Annotated in this window: 17 protein-coding genes and 1 pseudogene; 16 read left to right on the top strand and 2 right to left on the bottom strand. The window is 37.8% G+C overall.

All coding sequences use genetic code 11. The annotated features are described in order from the left end of the window. Nucleotides 1–8: 8 nt before the first annotated feature. From H6553_11495 to H6553_11420, 16 genes and pseudogenes are all read left to right on the top strand, one after another. Nucleotides 9–149, top strand: a complete 141-nt coding sequence (locus tag H6553_11495; protein ID MCB9034453.1) for a hypothetical protein — start codon at nt 9–11, stop codon at nt 147–149. A 119-nt stretch (nt 150–268) separates the two neighbouring features. Continuing rightward, the gene (locus H6553_11490) at nt 269–469 is read left to right on the top strand and encodes a hypothetical protein (protein ID MCB9034452.1); all 201 of its coding nucleotides are present in this window, start codon (nt 269–271) and stop codon (nt 467–469) included. A gap of 174 nt (nt 470–643) precedes the next feature. Further along, nucleotides 644–3,529, top strand: coding sequence for a hypothetical protein (locus H6553_11485; GenBank protein MCB9034451.1), 2,886 nt, complete (start codon nt 644–646; stop codon nt 3,527–3,529). A 217-nt stretch (nt 3,530–3,746) separates the two neighbouring features. Continuing rightward, the gene (locus tag H6553_11480) at nt 3,747–4,892 is read left to right on the top strand and encodes a hypothetical protein (protein MCB9034450.1); all 1,146 of its coding nucleotides are present in this window, start codon (nt 3,747–3,749) and stop codon (nt 4,890–4,892) included. 35 nt (nt 4,893–4,927) lie between these two features. After that, on the top strand, nt 4,928–5,134 hold the full coding sequence (locus H6553_11475; protein MCB9034449.1) for a hypothetical protein: 207 nt from the start codon (nt 4,928–4,930) through the stop codon (nt 5,132–5,134). A 274-nt stretch (nt 5,135–5,408) separates the two neighbouring features. Then, nucleotides 5,409–6,104: a hypothetical protein gene (locus H6553_11470; GenBank protein ID MCB9034448.1), complete on the top strand. Its 696-nt coding sequence runs from the start codon at nt 5,409–5,411 to the stop codon at nt 6,102–6,104. A 175-nt stretch (nt 6,105–6,279) separates the two neighbouring features. Beyond that, a complete protein-coding gene (locus H6553_11465) occupies nt 6,280–11,679 on the top strand; it encodes a hypothetical protein (GenBank protein MCB9034447.1) in 5,400 nt (1,799 codons plus the stop codon). 38 nt (nt 11,680–11,717) lie between these two features. Continuing rightward, nucleotides 11,718–12,059, top strand: coding sequence for a gliding motility-associated C-terminal domain-containing protein (locus H6553_11460; GenBank protein MCB9034446.1), 342 nt, complete (start codon nt 11,718–11,720; stop codon nt 12,057–12,059). Nucleotides 12,060–12,269: 210 nt separating this feature from the next. After that, nucleotides 12,270–12,416, top strand: coding sequence for a type IX secretion system membrane protein PorP/SprF (locus tag H6553_11455; protein MCB9034445.1), 147 nt, complete (start codon nt 12,270–12,272; stop codon nt 12,414–12,416). After that, nucleotides 12,409–12,771 (top strand): type IX secretion system membrane protein PorP/SprF, encoded by a 363-nt coding sequence (locus H6553_11450; GenBank protein MCB9034444.1) that lies wholly within the window; start codon nt 12,409–12,411, stop codon nt 12,769–12,771. The genes H6553_11455 and H6553_11450 overlap by 8 nt, the downstream gene beginning before the upstream one ends. Then, nucleotides 12,731–13,063 carry a type IX secretion system membrane protein PorP/SprF gene (locus H6553_11445; GenBank protein MCB9034443.1) on the top strand — a complete coding sequence of 111 codons (333 nt, stop codon included), beginning with the start codon at nt 12,731–12,733 and terminating at the stop codon, nt 13,061–13,063. The genes H6553_11450 and H6553_11445 overlap by 41 nt, the downstream gene beginning before the upstream one ends. A gap of 18 nt (nt 13,064–13,081) precedes the next feature. Continuing rightward, nucleotides 13,082–13,246, top strand: a complete 165-nt coding sequence (locus H6553_11440; protein MCB9034442.1) for a type IX secretion system membrane protein PorP/SprF — start codon at nt 13,082–13,084, stop codon at nt 13,244–13,246. A 146-nt stretch (nt 13,247–13,392) separates the two neighbouring features. Further along, a complete protein-coding gene (locus H6553_11435) occupies nt 13,393–13,776 on the top strand; it encodes a hypothetical protein (GenBank protein ID MCB9034441.1) in 384 nt (127 codons plus the stop codon). Nucleotides 13,777–14,203: 427 nt separating this feature from the next. Further along, nucleotides 14,204–14,347, top strand: a pseudogene (locus tag H6553_11430) (PD40 domain-containing protein). A 15-nt stretch (nt 14,348–14,362) separates the two neighbouring features. Further along, nucleotides 14,363–15,754, top strand: coding sequence for an OmpA family protein (locus tag H6553_11425; protein ID MCB9034440.1), 1,392 nt, complete (start codon nt 14,363–14,365; stop codon nt 15,752–15,754). A 757-nt stretch (nt 15,755–16,511) separates the two neighbouring features. Beyond that, nucleotides 16,512–16,925 carry an OmpA family protein gene (locus H6553_11420; protein MCB9034439.1) on the top strand — a complete coding sequence of 138 codons (414 nt, stop codon included), beginning with the start codon at nt 16,512–16,514 and terminating at the stop codon, nt 16,923–16,925. Between the two features lie 455 nt (nt 16,926–17,380). Here the strand turns inward: H6553_11420 and H6553_11415 are convergent, their stop codons facing one another. Beyond that, nucleotides 17,381–18,076 carry a hypothetical protein gene (locus tag H6553_11415; GenBank protein ID MCB9034438.1) on the bottom strand — a complete coding sequence of 232 codons (696 nt, stop codon included), beginning with the start codon at nt 18,074–18,076 and terminating at the stop codon, nt 17,381–17,383. 286 nt (nt 18,077–18,362) lie between these two features. Beyond that, a complete protein-coding gene (locus H6553_11410) occupies nt 18,363–18,746 on the bottom strand; it encodes a hypothetical protein (protein MCB9034437.1) in 384 nt (127 codons plus the stop codon). Between the last annotated feature and the right edge of the window lie 37 nt (nt 18,747–18,783).

Here is an 18,783-nt window from a genome sequence, read left to right as displayed (position 1 = left end):
ACAATGGTATGAGTAACATCGAGACAACAATCAGCGATTGTGCAGGAGCGATGAATAACAGTGGCAATGTTTACACAGCAGATGAGAAATATCATCATAGACAGAAGCGAAGTAGTAGTTACAACTTAGACACGCTATGTATATCATAAATCAGTACAACTTACCACAAAAGATATAGAACATCAATACAATCTGTGTTGATGTAGAGAGTAGTAGGTATGAATGCAGACAGCATCTACATAGTAGACTGTGTGCAGGAGCGATGACAATGAGTGGTAACACATACAAAGTAATCGAAGGCACAACATGTATCGTAGTAGACAGAAGCAGTAGGTTACAATACAGGCATCACAGATACTACAATATTATCAGTAACTTACCAAGCAAAGACACAATCAGATACAAATATCATCATCTGTGCAACAATGGTATGAGTATCAAAAACAATATCAGTGTGCAGGAGCGATGAACAACAGTGGTAACACATACACAGTAGGGATGTATCATCAATGAATGCAAGACAACTTAGATACATCTACATAACAGGTATAGACAACAGTAGCATCAGCGATGAACAACAGTGGTACAAACATCATCACAACTAATACACTAATCAAGTAGCAGACAATCTACATAGTAGACTGTGCATAGCGATAGAAGCGAAGGCACAACATGTATCGTAGTAGACAGAAGCGACTTAGTAGGTTACAACTTAGATACACTATGTGTAGTAACAGTAGATACTACAACAGGCATCACCGATACTACAGTAGTTATCATCAGTAACTTACCAAGCAAAGACACAATCAGAGATACGAATATCATCTTCACTACAGACACGATTTGTGCAGCAATCGACAATGGTATGAGTAACATCGAAACAACAATCAGCGATTGTGCAGGAGCGATGAACAACAGTGGTAACACCTATACAGCAGATGAGAACGGATGTATCATCATAGACAGAAGCGAAGTAGTAGGTTACAACTTAGATACGCTATGTATTATTAAAACAGATACAATAACAGGTATCAGCGATACAACAGTAGCAATCATCTCTAACTTACCACAGAAAGATACTATTAGAGATACAAACATCATCACAACTACAGATACCATCTGTGTTGATGTAGAAGTAGGTATGAATGCAGACAGCATCTACATAGTAGACTGTGCAGGAGCGATAGACAATAGTGGTAACACATACGCAGTAGTAGAAGGCACAACATGTATAGTAGTAGATAGAAGCGACTTAGTAGGTTACAACTTAGATACACTATGTGTAGTAACAGTAGATACCACAACAGGCATCACTGATACTACAGTAGTAATTATTAGTAACTTACCAAGCAAAGACACAATACGAGATACAAATATCATCTTCACAACAGACACCATCTGTGCGAGCATAGACAATGGTATGAGTAACATCGAAACAACGATATCAGACTGTGCAGGAGCGATGAACAACAGTGGTAACACATACACAGCAGATGAGAACGGATGTATCATCATAGACAGAAGCGAAGTAGTAGGTTACAACTTAGACACGCTATGTATTATCAAAACAGATACCATAACAGGTATCAGCGATACAACAGTAGCAATCATCTCTAACTTACCACAAAAAGACACTATTAGAGATACAAACATCATCACAACTACAGATACCATCTGTGTTGATGTAGAAGTAGGTATGAATGCAGACAGCATCTACATAGTAGACTGTGCAGGAGCGATAGACAATAGTGGTAACACATACGAAGTAGTAGAAGGCACAACATGTATAGTAGTAGATAGAAGCGACTTAGTAGGTTACAACTTAGATACACTATGTGTAGTAACAGTAGACACTACAACAGGCATTACCGATACAACAGTAGTAATCATCAGTAACTTACCAAGCAAAGACACCATCAGAGATACAAATATCATCTTCACAACAGACACCATCTGTGCGAGCATAGACAATGGTATGAGTAACATCGTAACGACAATCAGCGATTGTGCAGGAGCGATGAACAACAGTGGTAACACATACACAGCAGATGAGAACGGATGTATCATCATAGACAGAAGTGAAGTAGTAGGTTACAACTTAGATACGCTATGTATCATTAAAACAGATACCATAACAGGTATCAGTGATACAACAGTAGCAATAATCTCTAACTTACCACAGAAAGACACTATCAGAGATACAAACATCATCACAACTACAGATACCATCTGTGTAGATGTAGAAGTAGGTATGAATGCAGACAGCATCTACATAGTAGACTGTGCAGGAGCGATAGACAACAGTGGCAACACATACGAAGTAATCGAAGGCACAACATGTATCGTAGTAGACAGAAGCGACTTAGTAGGATACAACTTAGACACACTATGTGTAGTAACCGTAGACACTACAACAGGCATCACAGATACTACAGTAGTTGTCATCAGCAACTTACCAAGCAAAGACACGATACGAGATACAAATATCATCTTCACAACAGACACCATCTGTGCGAGCATAGACAATGGTATGAGTAACATCGAAACAACGATATCAGACTGTGCAGGAGCGATGAACAACAGTGGTAACACATACACAGCAGATGAGAACGGATGTATCATCATAGACAGAAGCGAAGTAGTAGGTTACAACTTAGATACGCTATGTATTATTAAAACAGATACCATAACAGGTATCAGTGATACAACAGTAGCAATAATCTCTAACTTACCACAGAAAGACACTATCAGAGATACAAACATCATCACAACTACAGATACCATCTGTGTAGATGTAGAAGTAGGTATGAATGCAGACAGCATCTACATAGTAGACTGTGCAGGAGCGATAGACAACAGTGGCAACACATACGAAGTAATCGAAGGCACAACATGTATCGTAGTAGACAGAAGCGACTTAGTAGGATACAACTTAGACACACTATGTGTAGTAACAGTAGACACTACAACAGGCATCACAGATACTACAGTAGTGATTATTAGTAACTTACCAAGTAAAGACACGATACGAGATACAAATATCATCTTCACAACAGACACCATCTGTGCAGCAATAGACAATGGTATGAGTAACATCGAAACAACGATATCAGACTGTGCAGGAGCGATGAACAACAGTGGTAACACATACACAGCAGATGAGAACGGATGTATCATCATAGACAGAAGTGAAGTAGTAGGTTACAACTTAGATACGCTATGTATTATCAAAACAGATACTATAACAGGTATCAGCGATACAACAGTAGCAATCATCAGCAACTTACCACAAAAAGATACTATTAGAGATACAAACATCATCACAACTACAGATACAATCTGTGTTGATGTAGAAGTAGGTATGAATGCAGACAGCATCTACATAGTAGACTGTGCAGGAGCGATAGACAACAGTGGTAACACATACGAAGTAATCGAAGGCACAACATGTATCGTAGTAGACAGAAGCGACTTAGTAGGATACAACTTAGTAGGTTACAACTTAGATACACTATGTAACAGTAGATAACAACAGTAGCATTACAACAGGATACAACAGTAGTAACATACATCAGTAGTGATTATTAAAACAGATACTATAACAGGTAACTTACTAACACCAAAAAGACACGATACGAGATATACAATATCATCTTCACAACAGACACCATCTGTGCAATGAGACAATGGTATGAGTAACATCACATCAACGTGACAATCAGCGATATCAGACATGTGCAGGAGCGATGAACAACAGTGGTAACACATACACAGCAGATGAGAACGGATGTATCATCATAGACAGAAGCGAAGTAGTAGGTTACAACTTAGATACGCTATGTATTATTAAAACAGATACTATAACAGGTATCAGCGATACAACAGTAGCAATCATCTCTAACTTACCACAAAAAGATACTATTAGAGATACAAACATCATCACAACTACAGATACCATCTGTGTAGATGTAGAAGTAGGTATGAATGCAGACAGCATCTACATAGTAGACTGTGCATCAGCGATGAACAACAGTGGTAACACATATGAAGTAATCGAAGGCACAACATGTATCGTAGTAGACAGAAGCGACTTAGTAGGTTACAACTTAGATACACTATGTGTAGTAACAGTAGATACTACAACAGGCATCACCGATACAACAGTAGTAATCATCAGTAACTTACCAAGCAAAGACACAATCAGAGATACGAATATCATCTTCACAACAGACACCATCTGTGCGAGCATAGACAATGGTATGAGTAACATCGAAACAACGATATCAGACTGTGCAGGAGCGATGAACAACAGTGGTAACACATATACAGCAGATGAGAACGGATGTATCATCATAGACAGAAGCGAAGTAGTAGGTTACAACTTAGACACGCTATGTATTATCAAAACAGATACAATAACAGGTATCAGCGATACAACAGTAGCAATCATCAGCAACTTACCACAAAAAGATACTATCAGAGATACAAACATCATCACAACTACAGATACAATCTGTGTAGATGTAGAAGTAGGTATGAATGCAGACAGCATCTACATAGTAGACTGTGCAGGAGCGATAGACAACAGTGGTAACACATACGAAGTAATCGAAGGCACAACATGTATCGTAGTAGACAGAAGCGACTTAGTAGGATACAACTTAGATACACTATGTGTAGTAACCGTAGACACTACAACAGGCATCACAGATACTACAGTAGTGATTATTAGTAACTTACCAAGCAAAGACACGATACGAGATACAAATATCATTTTCACAACTGACACGATTTGTGCAGCAATAGACAATGGTATGAGTAACATCGAAACAACGATATCAACAACAGTGGTAACACATACACAGCAGATGAGAACGGATGTATCATCATAGATAGAAGAAGTAGTAGGTTACAACTTAGATACGCTATGTATCATCAAAACAGATACACAACAGTATCATCTCTAACACCACAAAAAGATACGATTAGAGATACGAACATCATCGAGACAACAGATACGATCTGTGTAGCAGTAGAAGTAGGCATGAATGCAGACAGCATCTACATAGTAGACTGTGCAGGAGCGATAGACAACAGTGGCAACTCGTATGCAGTAATCGAAGAACTTGTATAGTAGTAGACAAAAGCGACTTAGTAGGATACAACAGATACACTATGTGTAGTAACAGTAGATAGTAGTAGTAAAGACACGAATGAGATACAGATATCATCTACATAGTAGACTGTGCAGACAATGATAACATCGTAACAAATATCGAAGTAATAGAGCGATACACACATACACAGCAGATGATGTAGACAGAAGCGAAGTAGTAGTAGGTTACAACTTAGATACACTATGTGTAGTAACGATAGATACCACAACAGGCATCACAGATACGACAGTAGTGATTATCTCTAACTTACCAAGTAAAGACACGATACGAGATACGAATATCATCTTCACAACTGACACAATATGTGCCGCAATAGACAATGGTATGAGTAACATCGTAACAACGATCAGCGATTGTGCAGGAGCGATAGACAACAGTGGTAACACATACACAGCAGATGAGAACGGATGTATCATCATAGATAGAAGTGAAGTAGTAGGTTACAACTTAGATACGCTATGTATCATCAAAACAGATACGATAACAGGTATCAGCGATACTACAGTAGCGATCATCTCTAACTTACCACAAAAAGATACGATTAGAGATACAAACATCATCGAGACAACAGATACGATCTGTGTAGCAGTAGAAGTAGGTATGAATGCAGACAGCATCTACATAGTAGACTGTGCAGGAGCGATAGACAACAGTGGCAACTCGTATGCAGTAATCGAAGGAACGACTTGTATAGTAGTAGACAGAAGCGACTTAGTAGGATACAACTTAGATACACTATGTGTAGTAACGATAGATACCACAACAGGCATCACAGATACGACAGTAGTGATTATCTCTAACTTACCAAGTAAAGACACGATACGAGATACGAATATCATCTTCACTACTGATACAATATGTGCCGCAATAGACAATGGTATGAGTAACATCGTAAGATTGTGCAGGAGCGATGAACAACAGTGGTAACACATACACAGCAGATGAGAACGGATGTGACAGAAGTGAAGTAGTAGGTTACAACTTAGATATGTATCATCAAAACAGATACGATAACAGGTATCAGCATACATAGCACATCTCTAACAGATGAGAACAGGATCTGTGTATCATCATAGATAGGAAGTGAACACATATGAAGTAAGTGGTATACAGAAGCGACTTAGTAGGATACAACTTAGATACACTATGTGTAGTAACAGTAGATACCACAACAGGTATACTGATACGACAGTATGTATCATCAAATACAGATACGATAACAGGTAGTAACATCGTAACAACAGCGATGTGCAGGAGCGATGACAACACACACACAGCAGATGAGAACGGATGTATCATCATAGACAGAAGTAAGGTTACAACTGACACGCTATGTAAAAAACAGATACGATTAGAGATACGAACATCATCATCAGTAACTCTACCACAAAAAGATACGATTAGAGATACAAACATCATCGAGACAACAGATACGATCTGTGTAGCAGTAGAAGTAGGCATGAATGCAGACAGCATCTACATAGTAGACTGTGCAGGAGCGATAGACAACAGTGGCAACTCGTATGCAGTAATCGAAGGAACGACTTGTATAGTAGTAGACAGAAGCGACTTAGTAGGATACAACTTAGATACACTATGCGTAGTAACAGTAGATACCACAACAGGCATCACAGATACGACAGTAGTGATTATCTCTAACTTACCAAGTAAAGACACGATACGAGATACGAATATCATCTTCACAACCGACACGATTTGTGCAGCAATAGACAATGGTATGAGTAACATCGTAACAACGATCAGCGATTGTGCAGGAGCGATAGACAACAGTGGTAACACATACACAGCAGATGAGAACGGATGTATCATCATAGATAGAAGTGAAGTAGTAGGTTACAACTTAGACACGCTATGTATCATCAAAACAGATACGATAACAGGTATCAGCGATACCACAGTAGCGATCATCAGTAACTTACCACAAAAAGATACGATTAGAGATACGAACATCATCGAGACGACCGATACGATCTGTGTAGCAGTAGAAGTAGGCATGAATGCAGACAGCATCTACATAGTAGACTGTGCAGGAGCGATAGACAACAGTGGCAACTCGTATGCAGTAATCGAAGGAACGACTTGTATAGTAGTAGACAGAAGCGACTTAGTAGGATACAACTTAGATACACTATGCGTAGTAACAGTAGATACCACAACAGGCATCACAGATACGACAGTAGTGATTATCTCTAACTTACCAAGTAAAGACACGATACGAGATACGAATATCATCTTCACAACCGACACGATTTGTGCCGCAATAGACAATGGTATGAGTAACATCGAAACAACAATATCAGACTGTGCAGGAGCGATGAACAACAGTGGTAATACATACACAGCAGATGAGAACGGATGTATCATCATAGATAGAAGTGAAGTAGTAGGTTACAACTTAGACACGCTATGTATCATCAAAACAGATACGATAACAGGTATCAGCGATACCACAGTAGCGATCATCAGTAACTTACCACAAAAAGATACGATTAGAGATACGAACATCATCGAGACGACAGATACGATATGTGTAGCAGTAGAAGTAGGTATGAATGCAGACAGCATCTACATAGTAGACTGTGCAGGAGCGATAGACAACAGTGGCAACTCGTATGCAGTAATCCCAGGCACAACATGTATAGTAGTAGACAGAAGCGACTTAGTAGGATACAACTTAGATACACTATGCGTAGTAACAGTAGATACCACAACAGGTATTACCGATACAACAGTAGTGATTATCTCTAACTTACCAAGTAAAGACACTATCAGAGACACGAATATCATCTTCACAACAGACACCATCTGTGCAGCAATAGACAATGGCATGAGTAACATCGTAACAACAATCAGCGATTGTGCAGGAGCGATAGACAACAGTGGTAACACATACACAGCAGATGAGAACGGATGTATCATCATAGATAGAAGTGAAGTAGTAGGTTACAACTTAGATACGCTATGTATCATCAAAACAGATACGATAACAGGTATCAGTGATACGACAGTAGCGATAATCAGTAACTTACCACAAAAAGATACTATCAGAGATACGAACATCATCGAGACGACAGATACGATCTGTGTAGCAGTAGAAGTAGGTATGAATGCAGACAGCATCTACATAGTAGACTGTGCAGGAGCGATAGACAACAGTGGCAACTCGTATGCAGTAGTAGAAGGCACGACTTGTATAGTAGTAGACAGAAGCGACTTAGTAGGTTACAACTTAGATACACTATGCGTAGTAACAGTAGATACCACAACAGGCATCACCGATACCACAGTAGTGATTATCTCTAACTTACCAAGTAAAGACACGATACGAGATACGAATATCATCTTCACAACCGACACGATTTGTGCCGCAATAGACAATGGCATGAGTAACATCGTAACAACGATCAGCGATTGTGCAGGAGCGATGAACAACAGTGGTAACACATACACAGCAGATGAGAACGGATGTATCATCATAGATAGAAGTGAAGTAGTAGGTTACAACTTAGACACGCTATGTATCATCAAAACAGATACAATAACAGGTATCAGCGATACGACAGTAGCAATCATCTCTAACTTACCACAGAAAGATACTATTAGAGATACAAACATCATCGAAACAACAGATACGATATGTGTAGATGTAGAAGTAGGCATGAATGCAGACAGCATCTACATAGTAGACTGTGCAGGAGCGATAGACAACAGTGGCAACTCGTATGCAGTAATCGAAGGCACAACATGTATAGTAGTAGACAGAAGCGACTTAGTAGGATACAACTTAGATACACTATGTGTAGTAACGATAGATACCACAACAGGTATTACCGACACGACAGTAGTGATTATCTCTAACTTACCAAGTAAAGACACGATACGAGATACGAATATCATCTTCACAACCGACACGATTTGTGCCGCAATAGACAATGGTATGAGTAACATCGTAACAACAATATCAGACTGTGCAGGAGCGATAGACAACAGTGGTAACACATACACAGCAGATGAGAACGGATGTATCATCATAGATAGAAGTGAAGTAGTAGGTTACAACTTAGACACGCTATGTATCATCAAAATAGATACGATAACAGGTATCAGCGATACCACAGTAGCGATCATCTCTAACTTACCACAAAAAGATACGATTAGAGATACGAACATCATCGAGACGACAGATACGATCTGTGTTGATGTAGAAGTAGGCATGAATGCAGACAGCATCTACATAGTAGACTGTGCAGGAGCGATAGACAACAGTGGCAACTCGTATGCAGTAGTAGAAGGAACGACATGTATAGTAGTAGACAGAAGCGACTTAGTAGGTTACAACTTAGATACACTATGTGTAGTAACGATAGATACCACAACAGGCATCACAGACACGACAGTAGTGATTATTAGTAACTTACCAAGCAAAGACACGATACGAGATACAAATATCATCTTCACTACTGATACAATATGTGCCGCAATAGACAATGGTATGAGTAACATCGTAACAACGATCAGCGATTGTGCAGGAGCGATAGACAATAGTGGTAACACATACACAGCAGATGAGAACGGATGTATCATCATAGATAGAAGTGAAGTAGTAGGTTACAACTTAGACACGCTATGTATCATCAAAACAGATACGATAACAGGTATCAGCGATACCACAGTAGCGATCATCAGCAACTTATCAGATCATTGTGATTTTATTTCAGATACTACAATTACATGTAACTTTAATGGCGAAGGCGACTATTGTATACCATTAGATTTGAATACTATTCAAAGGTATCATATCTATATAGATGGTACGCTAAGTGCACAACAGTTTAGCAGTGAGAGTGGTTGTGGAGAGGCAATTGTAGAAGCAGGATTTAATTTTGAGGTGATAGATTATGTAGACAATGTACCACACTTATTAGAGGTATGGGGCGTTAATAGTACTACAACATTAGCACCAATGGTTAACTTCAGTAACTTAACAGAGTTAGCGAGCTATATGAACAGTGTAGACGCATCAGGTATGTGGTTTGTAGACGGACTGAATATTAAGTCTGCTAATCCAAATGTAGATTATAGAGAAGGAAGTGGTTTACAGTTCTTCTCATTACATCCAGAAGCCGCAACTTATTCGGTTAGATATAATGATAAAACTACTTATAGCGGTTCTAGACTAGTACTTACTGAAGGATGTCATGAAGTGATTTTAGTAGATACGATGACAGGATGTAGAGATACAGCACAAATTTGTATAGTATGTCCAACCTGCGATAGTTTAATAGTAGAGGATACGATAGATTTAGTATGTGATAACTACGAAGGCAGATTGTGCTTACCGATACCATATAATGATATTCAAAACTACAATATCTATGTAAGTAGTGATTTATATACTTCTGGAATTGAGATATGTGATCAAGCATTAGTAAATGCTAGATACTCATTTAGTCCAGAAACATATGTAGATGGAGTTAAACATATACTAGAGCGTTGGAAAGTAGATGATACCACATTAATCACTGATAATTTTGAATTCTATACATTAGATGAGTTAGTGACTTATATGAATATGGTAAGGCCAGAAGGTATGTGGTATAGAGATAGCTTAACCGTATACGCTGGTAATTTCTCTACGATTTACGACCAAGATAGTGCAATGATAATATTTGCAACTCAGCCACAGGTTCTTAAATCAATCATTAACTTTAATTTTGATGAAACCTATTTAGGTAGCGAGATAGTAGTACCAGGTGGTTGTCATTGGGTAGTAGTAGAAGACAAGGAGAACTTGTGTAGAGATAGTGTATGGGTATGTGTAGATATCAGCGGCTGTATACCAGTGGATACAATCAGAGATACGACCTGTTATGGATGTCCGGTAACAGTATGTTTAGATACGGTGCAATTATCAGGCACGGTAACGAGCATCAGTACCTGCGATGGCAATGCAAATGTAGAGATAACAGGTACAGATCCATGTATAGTATATACACCAGAAGACGGCTTTACAGGCAACGATACGATATGTATTACAGTATGCGATGACTTAGGCATGTGCGATACAACTATCATCATTATCACAGTAGAAGAACCAAAAGATACTATAAGAGAGATAATACCAATCAACGAAACGGACAGCATCTGTGAGTTCACTACGCCGGCAGGCACAGCTATTACGATAACGGCATGCACAGGAGCGACAGCAGGCGTAGAAGACTATATTAGTTGGTACATTAATGAGGAAGGTTGCTTGGTTTACACGGCAGGTGATGTTAAGGGAACAGATACACTATGTATAAGTGCATGTAATGAGGACGGCGAATGCTTCGAGACTACGGTTATCATCACGGTAACAGGCGTGCCACCAGTAGCAAATAATGATACAGTGGTAACCGATGTAAACACACCAATTACAATAACGGTACTAGGTAATGACGAACAAACCGATAGTGATCCACTACAAGTATGTAGTCCGTAAGGTATCATTACAGCACCGAAGCATGGAAGTGGTAGTGAATGAATACAGACGGCACGATAACCTATACACCACAGGTAGACTACAGAGGAGTAGACAGCTTCCAGTATGTAATCTGCGATCCGGATGGTAACGATACAGCATGGGTATTTATAGAGATAGAAAGCTGTATCATACCAAATGCGATCTCACCAAACGGAGATGGTATCAACGATACTTGGTACATACCATGTATAGAAGAGTCAGTAGATGTAGTGTTATGCGTTTACAACCGATGGGGCATAGAGGTGTATAGAAACGAGGCATATAGCAACTTGTCCGGCTGGGATGGCGAGTACAAAGGAGCCACTACTACCGTGATGGTACTTACTACTATGTGTTGAAATACTTAACCAGAGAAGGAGAGCAGGTGAACAAAGCAGGATTTATAGTCATTCACAGGTAATAGATAAGAAAAGAGAGAGAATACCAAAAAGCCAATAAGGCAGCGTGTAATAGAAGGCATGCTGCCCCAAAGGCAAAAAAAAAGGAACAATAAAAGGAACAAATAAAAAAGAAAAGAGATGATAAATAGTCTTAAAGTATTCGGTAAAATGGCGTTGCTACTGTTACTATTACAAGCAGGAGTGGTATACGGACAACAAGAACCACAGTACACGCAGTTCATGTATAACAAGTTGCCAATCAACGCAGGTTACACAGGTTCTAGAGAGGTGCTAAGCATTAGTAAGACTGTATAGAAACCAGTGGACAGGCATAGATGGAAGCCTACAGACAACGACAGTGAGTATTCACTCACCGTTTAAGAAAGAACACTCAGCCATGGGCTTTTTCTTAGTGAACGACAGACTAGGTGTAACGAACCAAACATGGTTTGATGTAAGTTACGCATACCGAGTACCACTAGGCAAAGGCGTAAAGTTAAGCATTGGTATCAATGCAGGTATACTATGGTATAAGAGCAACTTATCGGAGTTAAATCCATTGGAACAACAAGATCCAGTATTCCAAGAGAATGTAAGTAGAATACTTCCATGTAGGAGCAGGACTATATATCTATCACAAGTATTTTTATGTAGGAGCGAGTGTACCTAACTTTATCAAAGGCGACTTGTACAACAAAGACCAAGTAGACGCACTAGCACAGAGTTCACAAGGTAGCTTTACAAGTGCAAGCAGAACACCACACTTTTTTGCACTAGCAGGAGGTGTAATACCAGCAGGTAAGGTACTTAAAATCAGACCACAGATAATGTACAAATACATAGCTAGTGCAGAGCAAAAGATACCACATGAGTTTGACTTTAACTTAAGCTTACTCATTTACGATAGAGTAAACATAGGCGAACCTATAGAACTGCCTTTCACAACAAGAAGACAGGACTAACGAACAGCGATAGCTTCGATGCACTTTTTAGAGGTATGGCCAACCAAACAACTGTTAATAGGCTTTGCCTATGATTATACACTAACCAAACTCGGAGATTATAACAATGGTAGTTATGAAGTGATACTAGGCTATGACTTTGGCTTTGAGAAGAAAAAAGTAATCACACCAAGATATTTTTAAAAAAAGACCTAAAACAGAAATACAAATGAAAAAGGGACAAAAATATATAAAAAGAGCAATAAAAATAAACATAAGCAAAATAGTACTATTACTTATGATGCTCCTGTTTTTAGGCATGCAAACCAAAGCACAAGTAATAGAAGGCGGTGGAGTTACAGAAAAATGCAATAGGAGGCATAAGCAAAGCAGAGAAGTTATACAACGACTTAGCCTACAAAGAAGCGATACCATTATATGAAGATTACCTAAAGAAAAAAGGTGAAGGCGATGTCAAAGCGATGAGCGAGTTAGGCGATTGCTATAGATTAACATCTAACTTTGTACAAGCAGAGTATTGGTATGGCAAAGCAGTAAATGCAGGAGATGAATTAGATCCAAAATACAAGCTATACTACGCACAAATGCTACAGGCAAATGAGAAGTATGAAGAAGCAGCAAAGTGGTATGCCAATTACAAGCAAAGTGTACCGAAGATAAAAGAGCAGGGAATCAACTCAAAGCAAGTGCGGACTACGGACAGTACTTACTAAGTAGAGATAGATACGAAATACATAATTTAGATTTTAACAGTGGTGGATATGATTTTTGAATATATTACAAAGACGGTGGCTTATACTACTCCTCAAGTAGAGACAGTTCAAAAGCAATAGGCAGAGAACACACATGGACAGGGACACAGTTTTTTGATATGTACTTTGTAGAAGGAAAAGGTACGAAGTTCGATAGCAAGCCAAAACAGCTAAAAGACGATGCCAGTACGAAGTATCACGAAGCAACACCAAGCTTCACACCGAGAAGGGAATAAGGTATATTTTACTAGAAACAACTACTATCATGGCAAGACAGGCAAGAGTGATGATAAGATAGTAAAGTTAAAGATATACGAATCGGAGGTGAATGGACTGAAGTGGGAGAAAAGACAAAGAGTTTGCCTATAATAACGATGAATATAGTGTAGGACATCCAGCACTTACACCAGATGGTAATACGATGTATTTTATCAGTGATATGCCAGGTGGTTACGGTGGTACAGATGTATATGTAACACAGAAAGAAGGCGAAGGCAGTTGGGGGTACACCAAAGAACTTAGGAATGAGTAAATCAACACAGAAGGCATGGAGATGTTTCCGTATGTAGATAAAGATAATAACCTATATTTTGCTAGTGATGGACATGGCGGATTAGGCGGTCTAGACATCTTTAGAACGAAAGTAGACGCAAAGACAGACAAAGTAGGTAAGATAAGAAACATAGGAGCACCAATCAACAGTTCGTATGATGACTTTGGCTTGGTGTATGGCGAAGACAAAAGCACAGGATACTTTACATCGAACAGAGAAGGTGGACATGGCTTAGATGACATTTATAGCTTTGAGGATGATGGCATATATTTAGAAGGAATAGTAGTAGATGCACAAACAGGCGAGCCGATATGTGAGAGTAAAGTAAAGATGATTGCCAAAACTACGAGCAGTGAAGAAGGAAGAACAGAAACGGAATGTGATGGAGAGTTTGAGTTTGGAGTGATTAAGAATATGGATTACTGTTTTGAGGCGAGTGCAGAAGGCTATGCTAGCAACAACAGTGTATGTGCTACCACTAAAGGCGTAGAGCCAGGCGGCACAGTGTTTGTAAAAATACCATTAGAGAAGAGCAAAGAGTATGCAATGAGCATCACGGTACTAGGTAAGAGCTTAGAGAGCTTAAACATACCAAATACTACGACACCAGAAAGCATAGAAAACATAGACAACAAAACACCAGAGAACACCCATCCACTGGCAGGAGCGAAGATACTATTGTCTAGCAAGTGTGAAGGATGGACAAAAGCACTAGTAGCAGATGAGAATGGTAAGATATGCGAGATAGTAAGATGCGACTGTGATTACATAGTAGTAGCCAACAAAGAAGGATACCTACCAGGTTACACAGAAGTAATCAAAGATGATGGCGATTGTAAGATAGACATGAGATGTGGTGTTAATCCAAAAGAAGTAGAAGTAATACTAGATCCAATACCAGGTGGCATGATAGACACAGATGGCGATGGCATACCAGACAGCTATCCAGATGGAACAACAGGACCATCAATCGTGTTAAAAGACATATACTATGACTTTGACAAGTGGTACATAAGAGAAGAGAGTGAAGGCGACTTAAACAAGTTACTCAGCTTCATGCAAGAGAACCCAAGTGTGATAGTAGAAATTGGCTCACATACCGACTCAAGAGCACCGTATGATTATAACATCAAGCTATCGCAACGCAGAGCACAGAGTGTAGTGAACTGGTTAATAGCAAGAGGCATACAAAAAAACAGACTACAAGCCAAAGGATACGGCGAAACACAACCAGTGAACGGCTGTACCGATGGTGTACCATGTAGCGAGTACGAACACCAAAGAAACAGAAGAACAGAGTTTAGAATAGTAGGTGGTGGCTACGACTTCAAATCACTACAAAGATTTGATATGCAAGTCAACCCATGTAGAGACTGCCCATTCTAAGAAGGAGAGAGGAAGATATAAAAAGTCACAATGTTTAGAAACAAATTTAAGGGGAGTAACACTATATTACTCCCTTAAGTGTTTTAGTTGAACAGTTATGTCAAATCATTATAATTGGTCATAAGTTTGAGAGTAATAACTCAGTAAGGGTTACATCTTAATTTTTTTTAGCTATTTGACTCGTGTCCATTTCTTTTCTATTGGATTTAAATCTAGACTGACAGCAGTATCCCAAGAAGTGTGTAAAGTTAAAAAGTTGAGTTGTTTTAAATTTTAATTCTGTTGTCAAAAATAATAATAAATTTTGTTTGTTGAAAGGTTAAACCTTCTTCTAATTTTATTTTAAATACTTGTTTGCGAAAATCTAACGAATAACTCATACTATAAATATATGACTTTTTATTCTGATTTTACTATAGATTTCCTTTTGATAATATTGATTTTTATATGATGTATTACCGAACAACTTTCACTGTTTGCATCATATCATTACACATTTCTGCTTGTAATGGTGTGCCATTAAAAAACTTCTCTTGAAAGTAGTGTTCCATAGATATTGCTTCATAAGATGCATCATTCAAGTAACTTTCTTTTTACTACCATTCTATAAATAATAGTGTCGTTTTGTTTATCCAATTCTATTGTCATTGGCACATAATCACTTTTATTACTTTTCTTCTAAATAAGCTGTCATGATAGACACAGATGGCGATGGCATACCAATTCAGCTATCCAGATGGAACAACAGTATACAATCGTGTTAAAAGACATATACTATGACTTTGACAAGTGGTACATAAGAGAAGAGAGTGAAGGCGACTTAAACAAGTTACTCAGCTTCATGCAAGAGAACCCAAGTGTGATAGTAGAAATTGGCTCACATACCGACTCAAGAGCACCGTATGATTATAACATCAAGCTATCGCAACGCAGAGCACAGAGTGTAGTGAACTGGTTAATAGCAAGAGGCATACAAAAAAACAGACTACAAGCCAAAGGATACGGCGAAACACAACCAGTGAACGGCTGTACCGATGGTGTACCATGTAGCGAGTACGAACACCAAAGAAACAGAAGAACAGAGTTTAGAATAGTAGGTGGTGGCTACGACTTCAAATCACTACAAAGATTTGATATGCAAGTCAACCCATGTAGAGACTGCCCATTCTAAGAAGGAGAGAGGAAGATATAAAAAAGTCACAATGTTTAGAAACAAATTTAAGGGAGTAACACTATATTACTCCCTTAAGTGTTTTAGTTGAACAGTTATGTCAAATCATTATAATTGGTCATAAGTTTGAGAGTAATAACTCAGTAAGGGTTACATCTTAATTTTTTTTAGCTATTTGACTCGTGTCCATTTCTTTTCTATTGGATTTAAATCTAGACTGACAGCAGTATCCCAAGAAGTGTGTAAAGTTAAAAAGTTGAGTTGTTTTAAATTTTAATTCTGTTGTCAAAAATAATAATAAATTTTGTTTGTTGAAAGGTTAAACCTTCTTCTAATTTTATTTTAAATACTTGTTTGCGAAAATCTAACGAATAACTCATACTATAAATATATGACTTTTTATTCTGATTTTACTATAGATTTCCTTTTGATAATATTGATTTTTATATGATGTATTACCGAACAACTTTCACTGTTTGCATCATATCATTACACATTTCTGCTTGTAATGGTGTGCCATTAAAAACTTCTCTTGAAAGTAGTGTTCCATAGTTTTTAAATATTGCTTCATAAGATGCATCATTCAAGTAACTTTCTTTTACTACCATTCTATAAATAATAGTGTCGTTTTGTTTATCCAATTCTATTGTCATTGGCACATCTTCACTTTTATTGCTTTCTTCTAAATGAGCAATCATACTATTCAATTCCTCTTCAGAAATATTTTTAGTATACAATAACTCAGTATTGCCAACATTTACAAGTTTAGATATATCATCTGCTTTAAAAGTTTTTAAAGTAGTAAAACTATTGTCGCAAATTTCAAAATCTACTGGTTGATTTAACGCAGCAGAAAGATTGCGTGCAAAACTTTTATACATTGCATCGTATTGCTTGTCATTAGCATACGCTTCATCTACAACCATTCTAAATATAAGGTGATTATTGTCTGCATTTTTTGTTAGCTGAACAGATTTTTCATTATCGTCCGTAAACTCTGCTTTTTGTAAATATTTCCCTAGTGTTTCCGCTTGCTCTTTAGTTACACCATCTTTATAGTAAATTTCAGTTTTGTCAACTACTATTTTTTCACCATAGTTAGAACAAGAGACAATCATTAAAAACGCTAGTAGATAAAACAAGTTTTTCATAATTATAATTTTTAATAGTAGTGAAGATATTAAAAAATATCGACATATAAAAATGAAGACTCAAGTGTAAAGCTGTTTCTTTTGTTTTTTAAATATATAAATAATAAAATTATATATTTAAAAATTTTAATTTTATCATAATTTATCAATAAAATAGTTTATTAAGAAAATTACAAAACGAATTTGTAATGTAGATTTAATTTCTAAAATAAGCGACAAATAAATTGGCTAATATTCTATGTTGGAACGAACCTCAAGTTCTTCAATAAAATCCAATAGCTATTAACTAATAATATCCATCACTGCTAACCACTACTTCTCGCCCATCTGGAGCTACTATGGTTTGTGTTTGTTCTCTATAAGCTTTATCGCTAAAGGTAGTTGGTGTATAATCGTTGTAAAAATTATCTGCGGTAGCTTCTTCTTGCTGTGGCATTGCTTCGTAGTACTGTTGATTTCCTGCTTGTTCCAACTCTCTAATTCTTTGGTCCTCAATTTCTTTAGCAGATGGCAGATTATCCCAGTTTCTTCCCAAAGTATCGCCACCAACAACTATAACTTGGTCTTTAAAACTAGTTTTTTCATTTCTATAGATCAGCATAGATAATGAGCCAATTAAAACAATAATCAATATATGTACAAAAGCTTTCACTTCTTTAGTTCCAATCATGTTCAGGGTTGTTTATGCTTTTAGACGACAAAAACTG

The organism is Chitinophagales bacterium, assembly GCA_020636535.1.
Classification (GTDB): Bacteria; Bacteroidota; Bacteroidia; order Chitinophagales; family JADIYW01; genus JADJSS01.
This window is presented reverse-complemented; position numbering and strand designations above follow the sequence as displayed.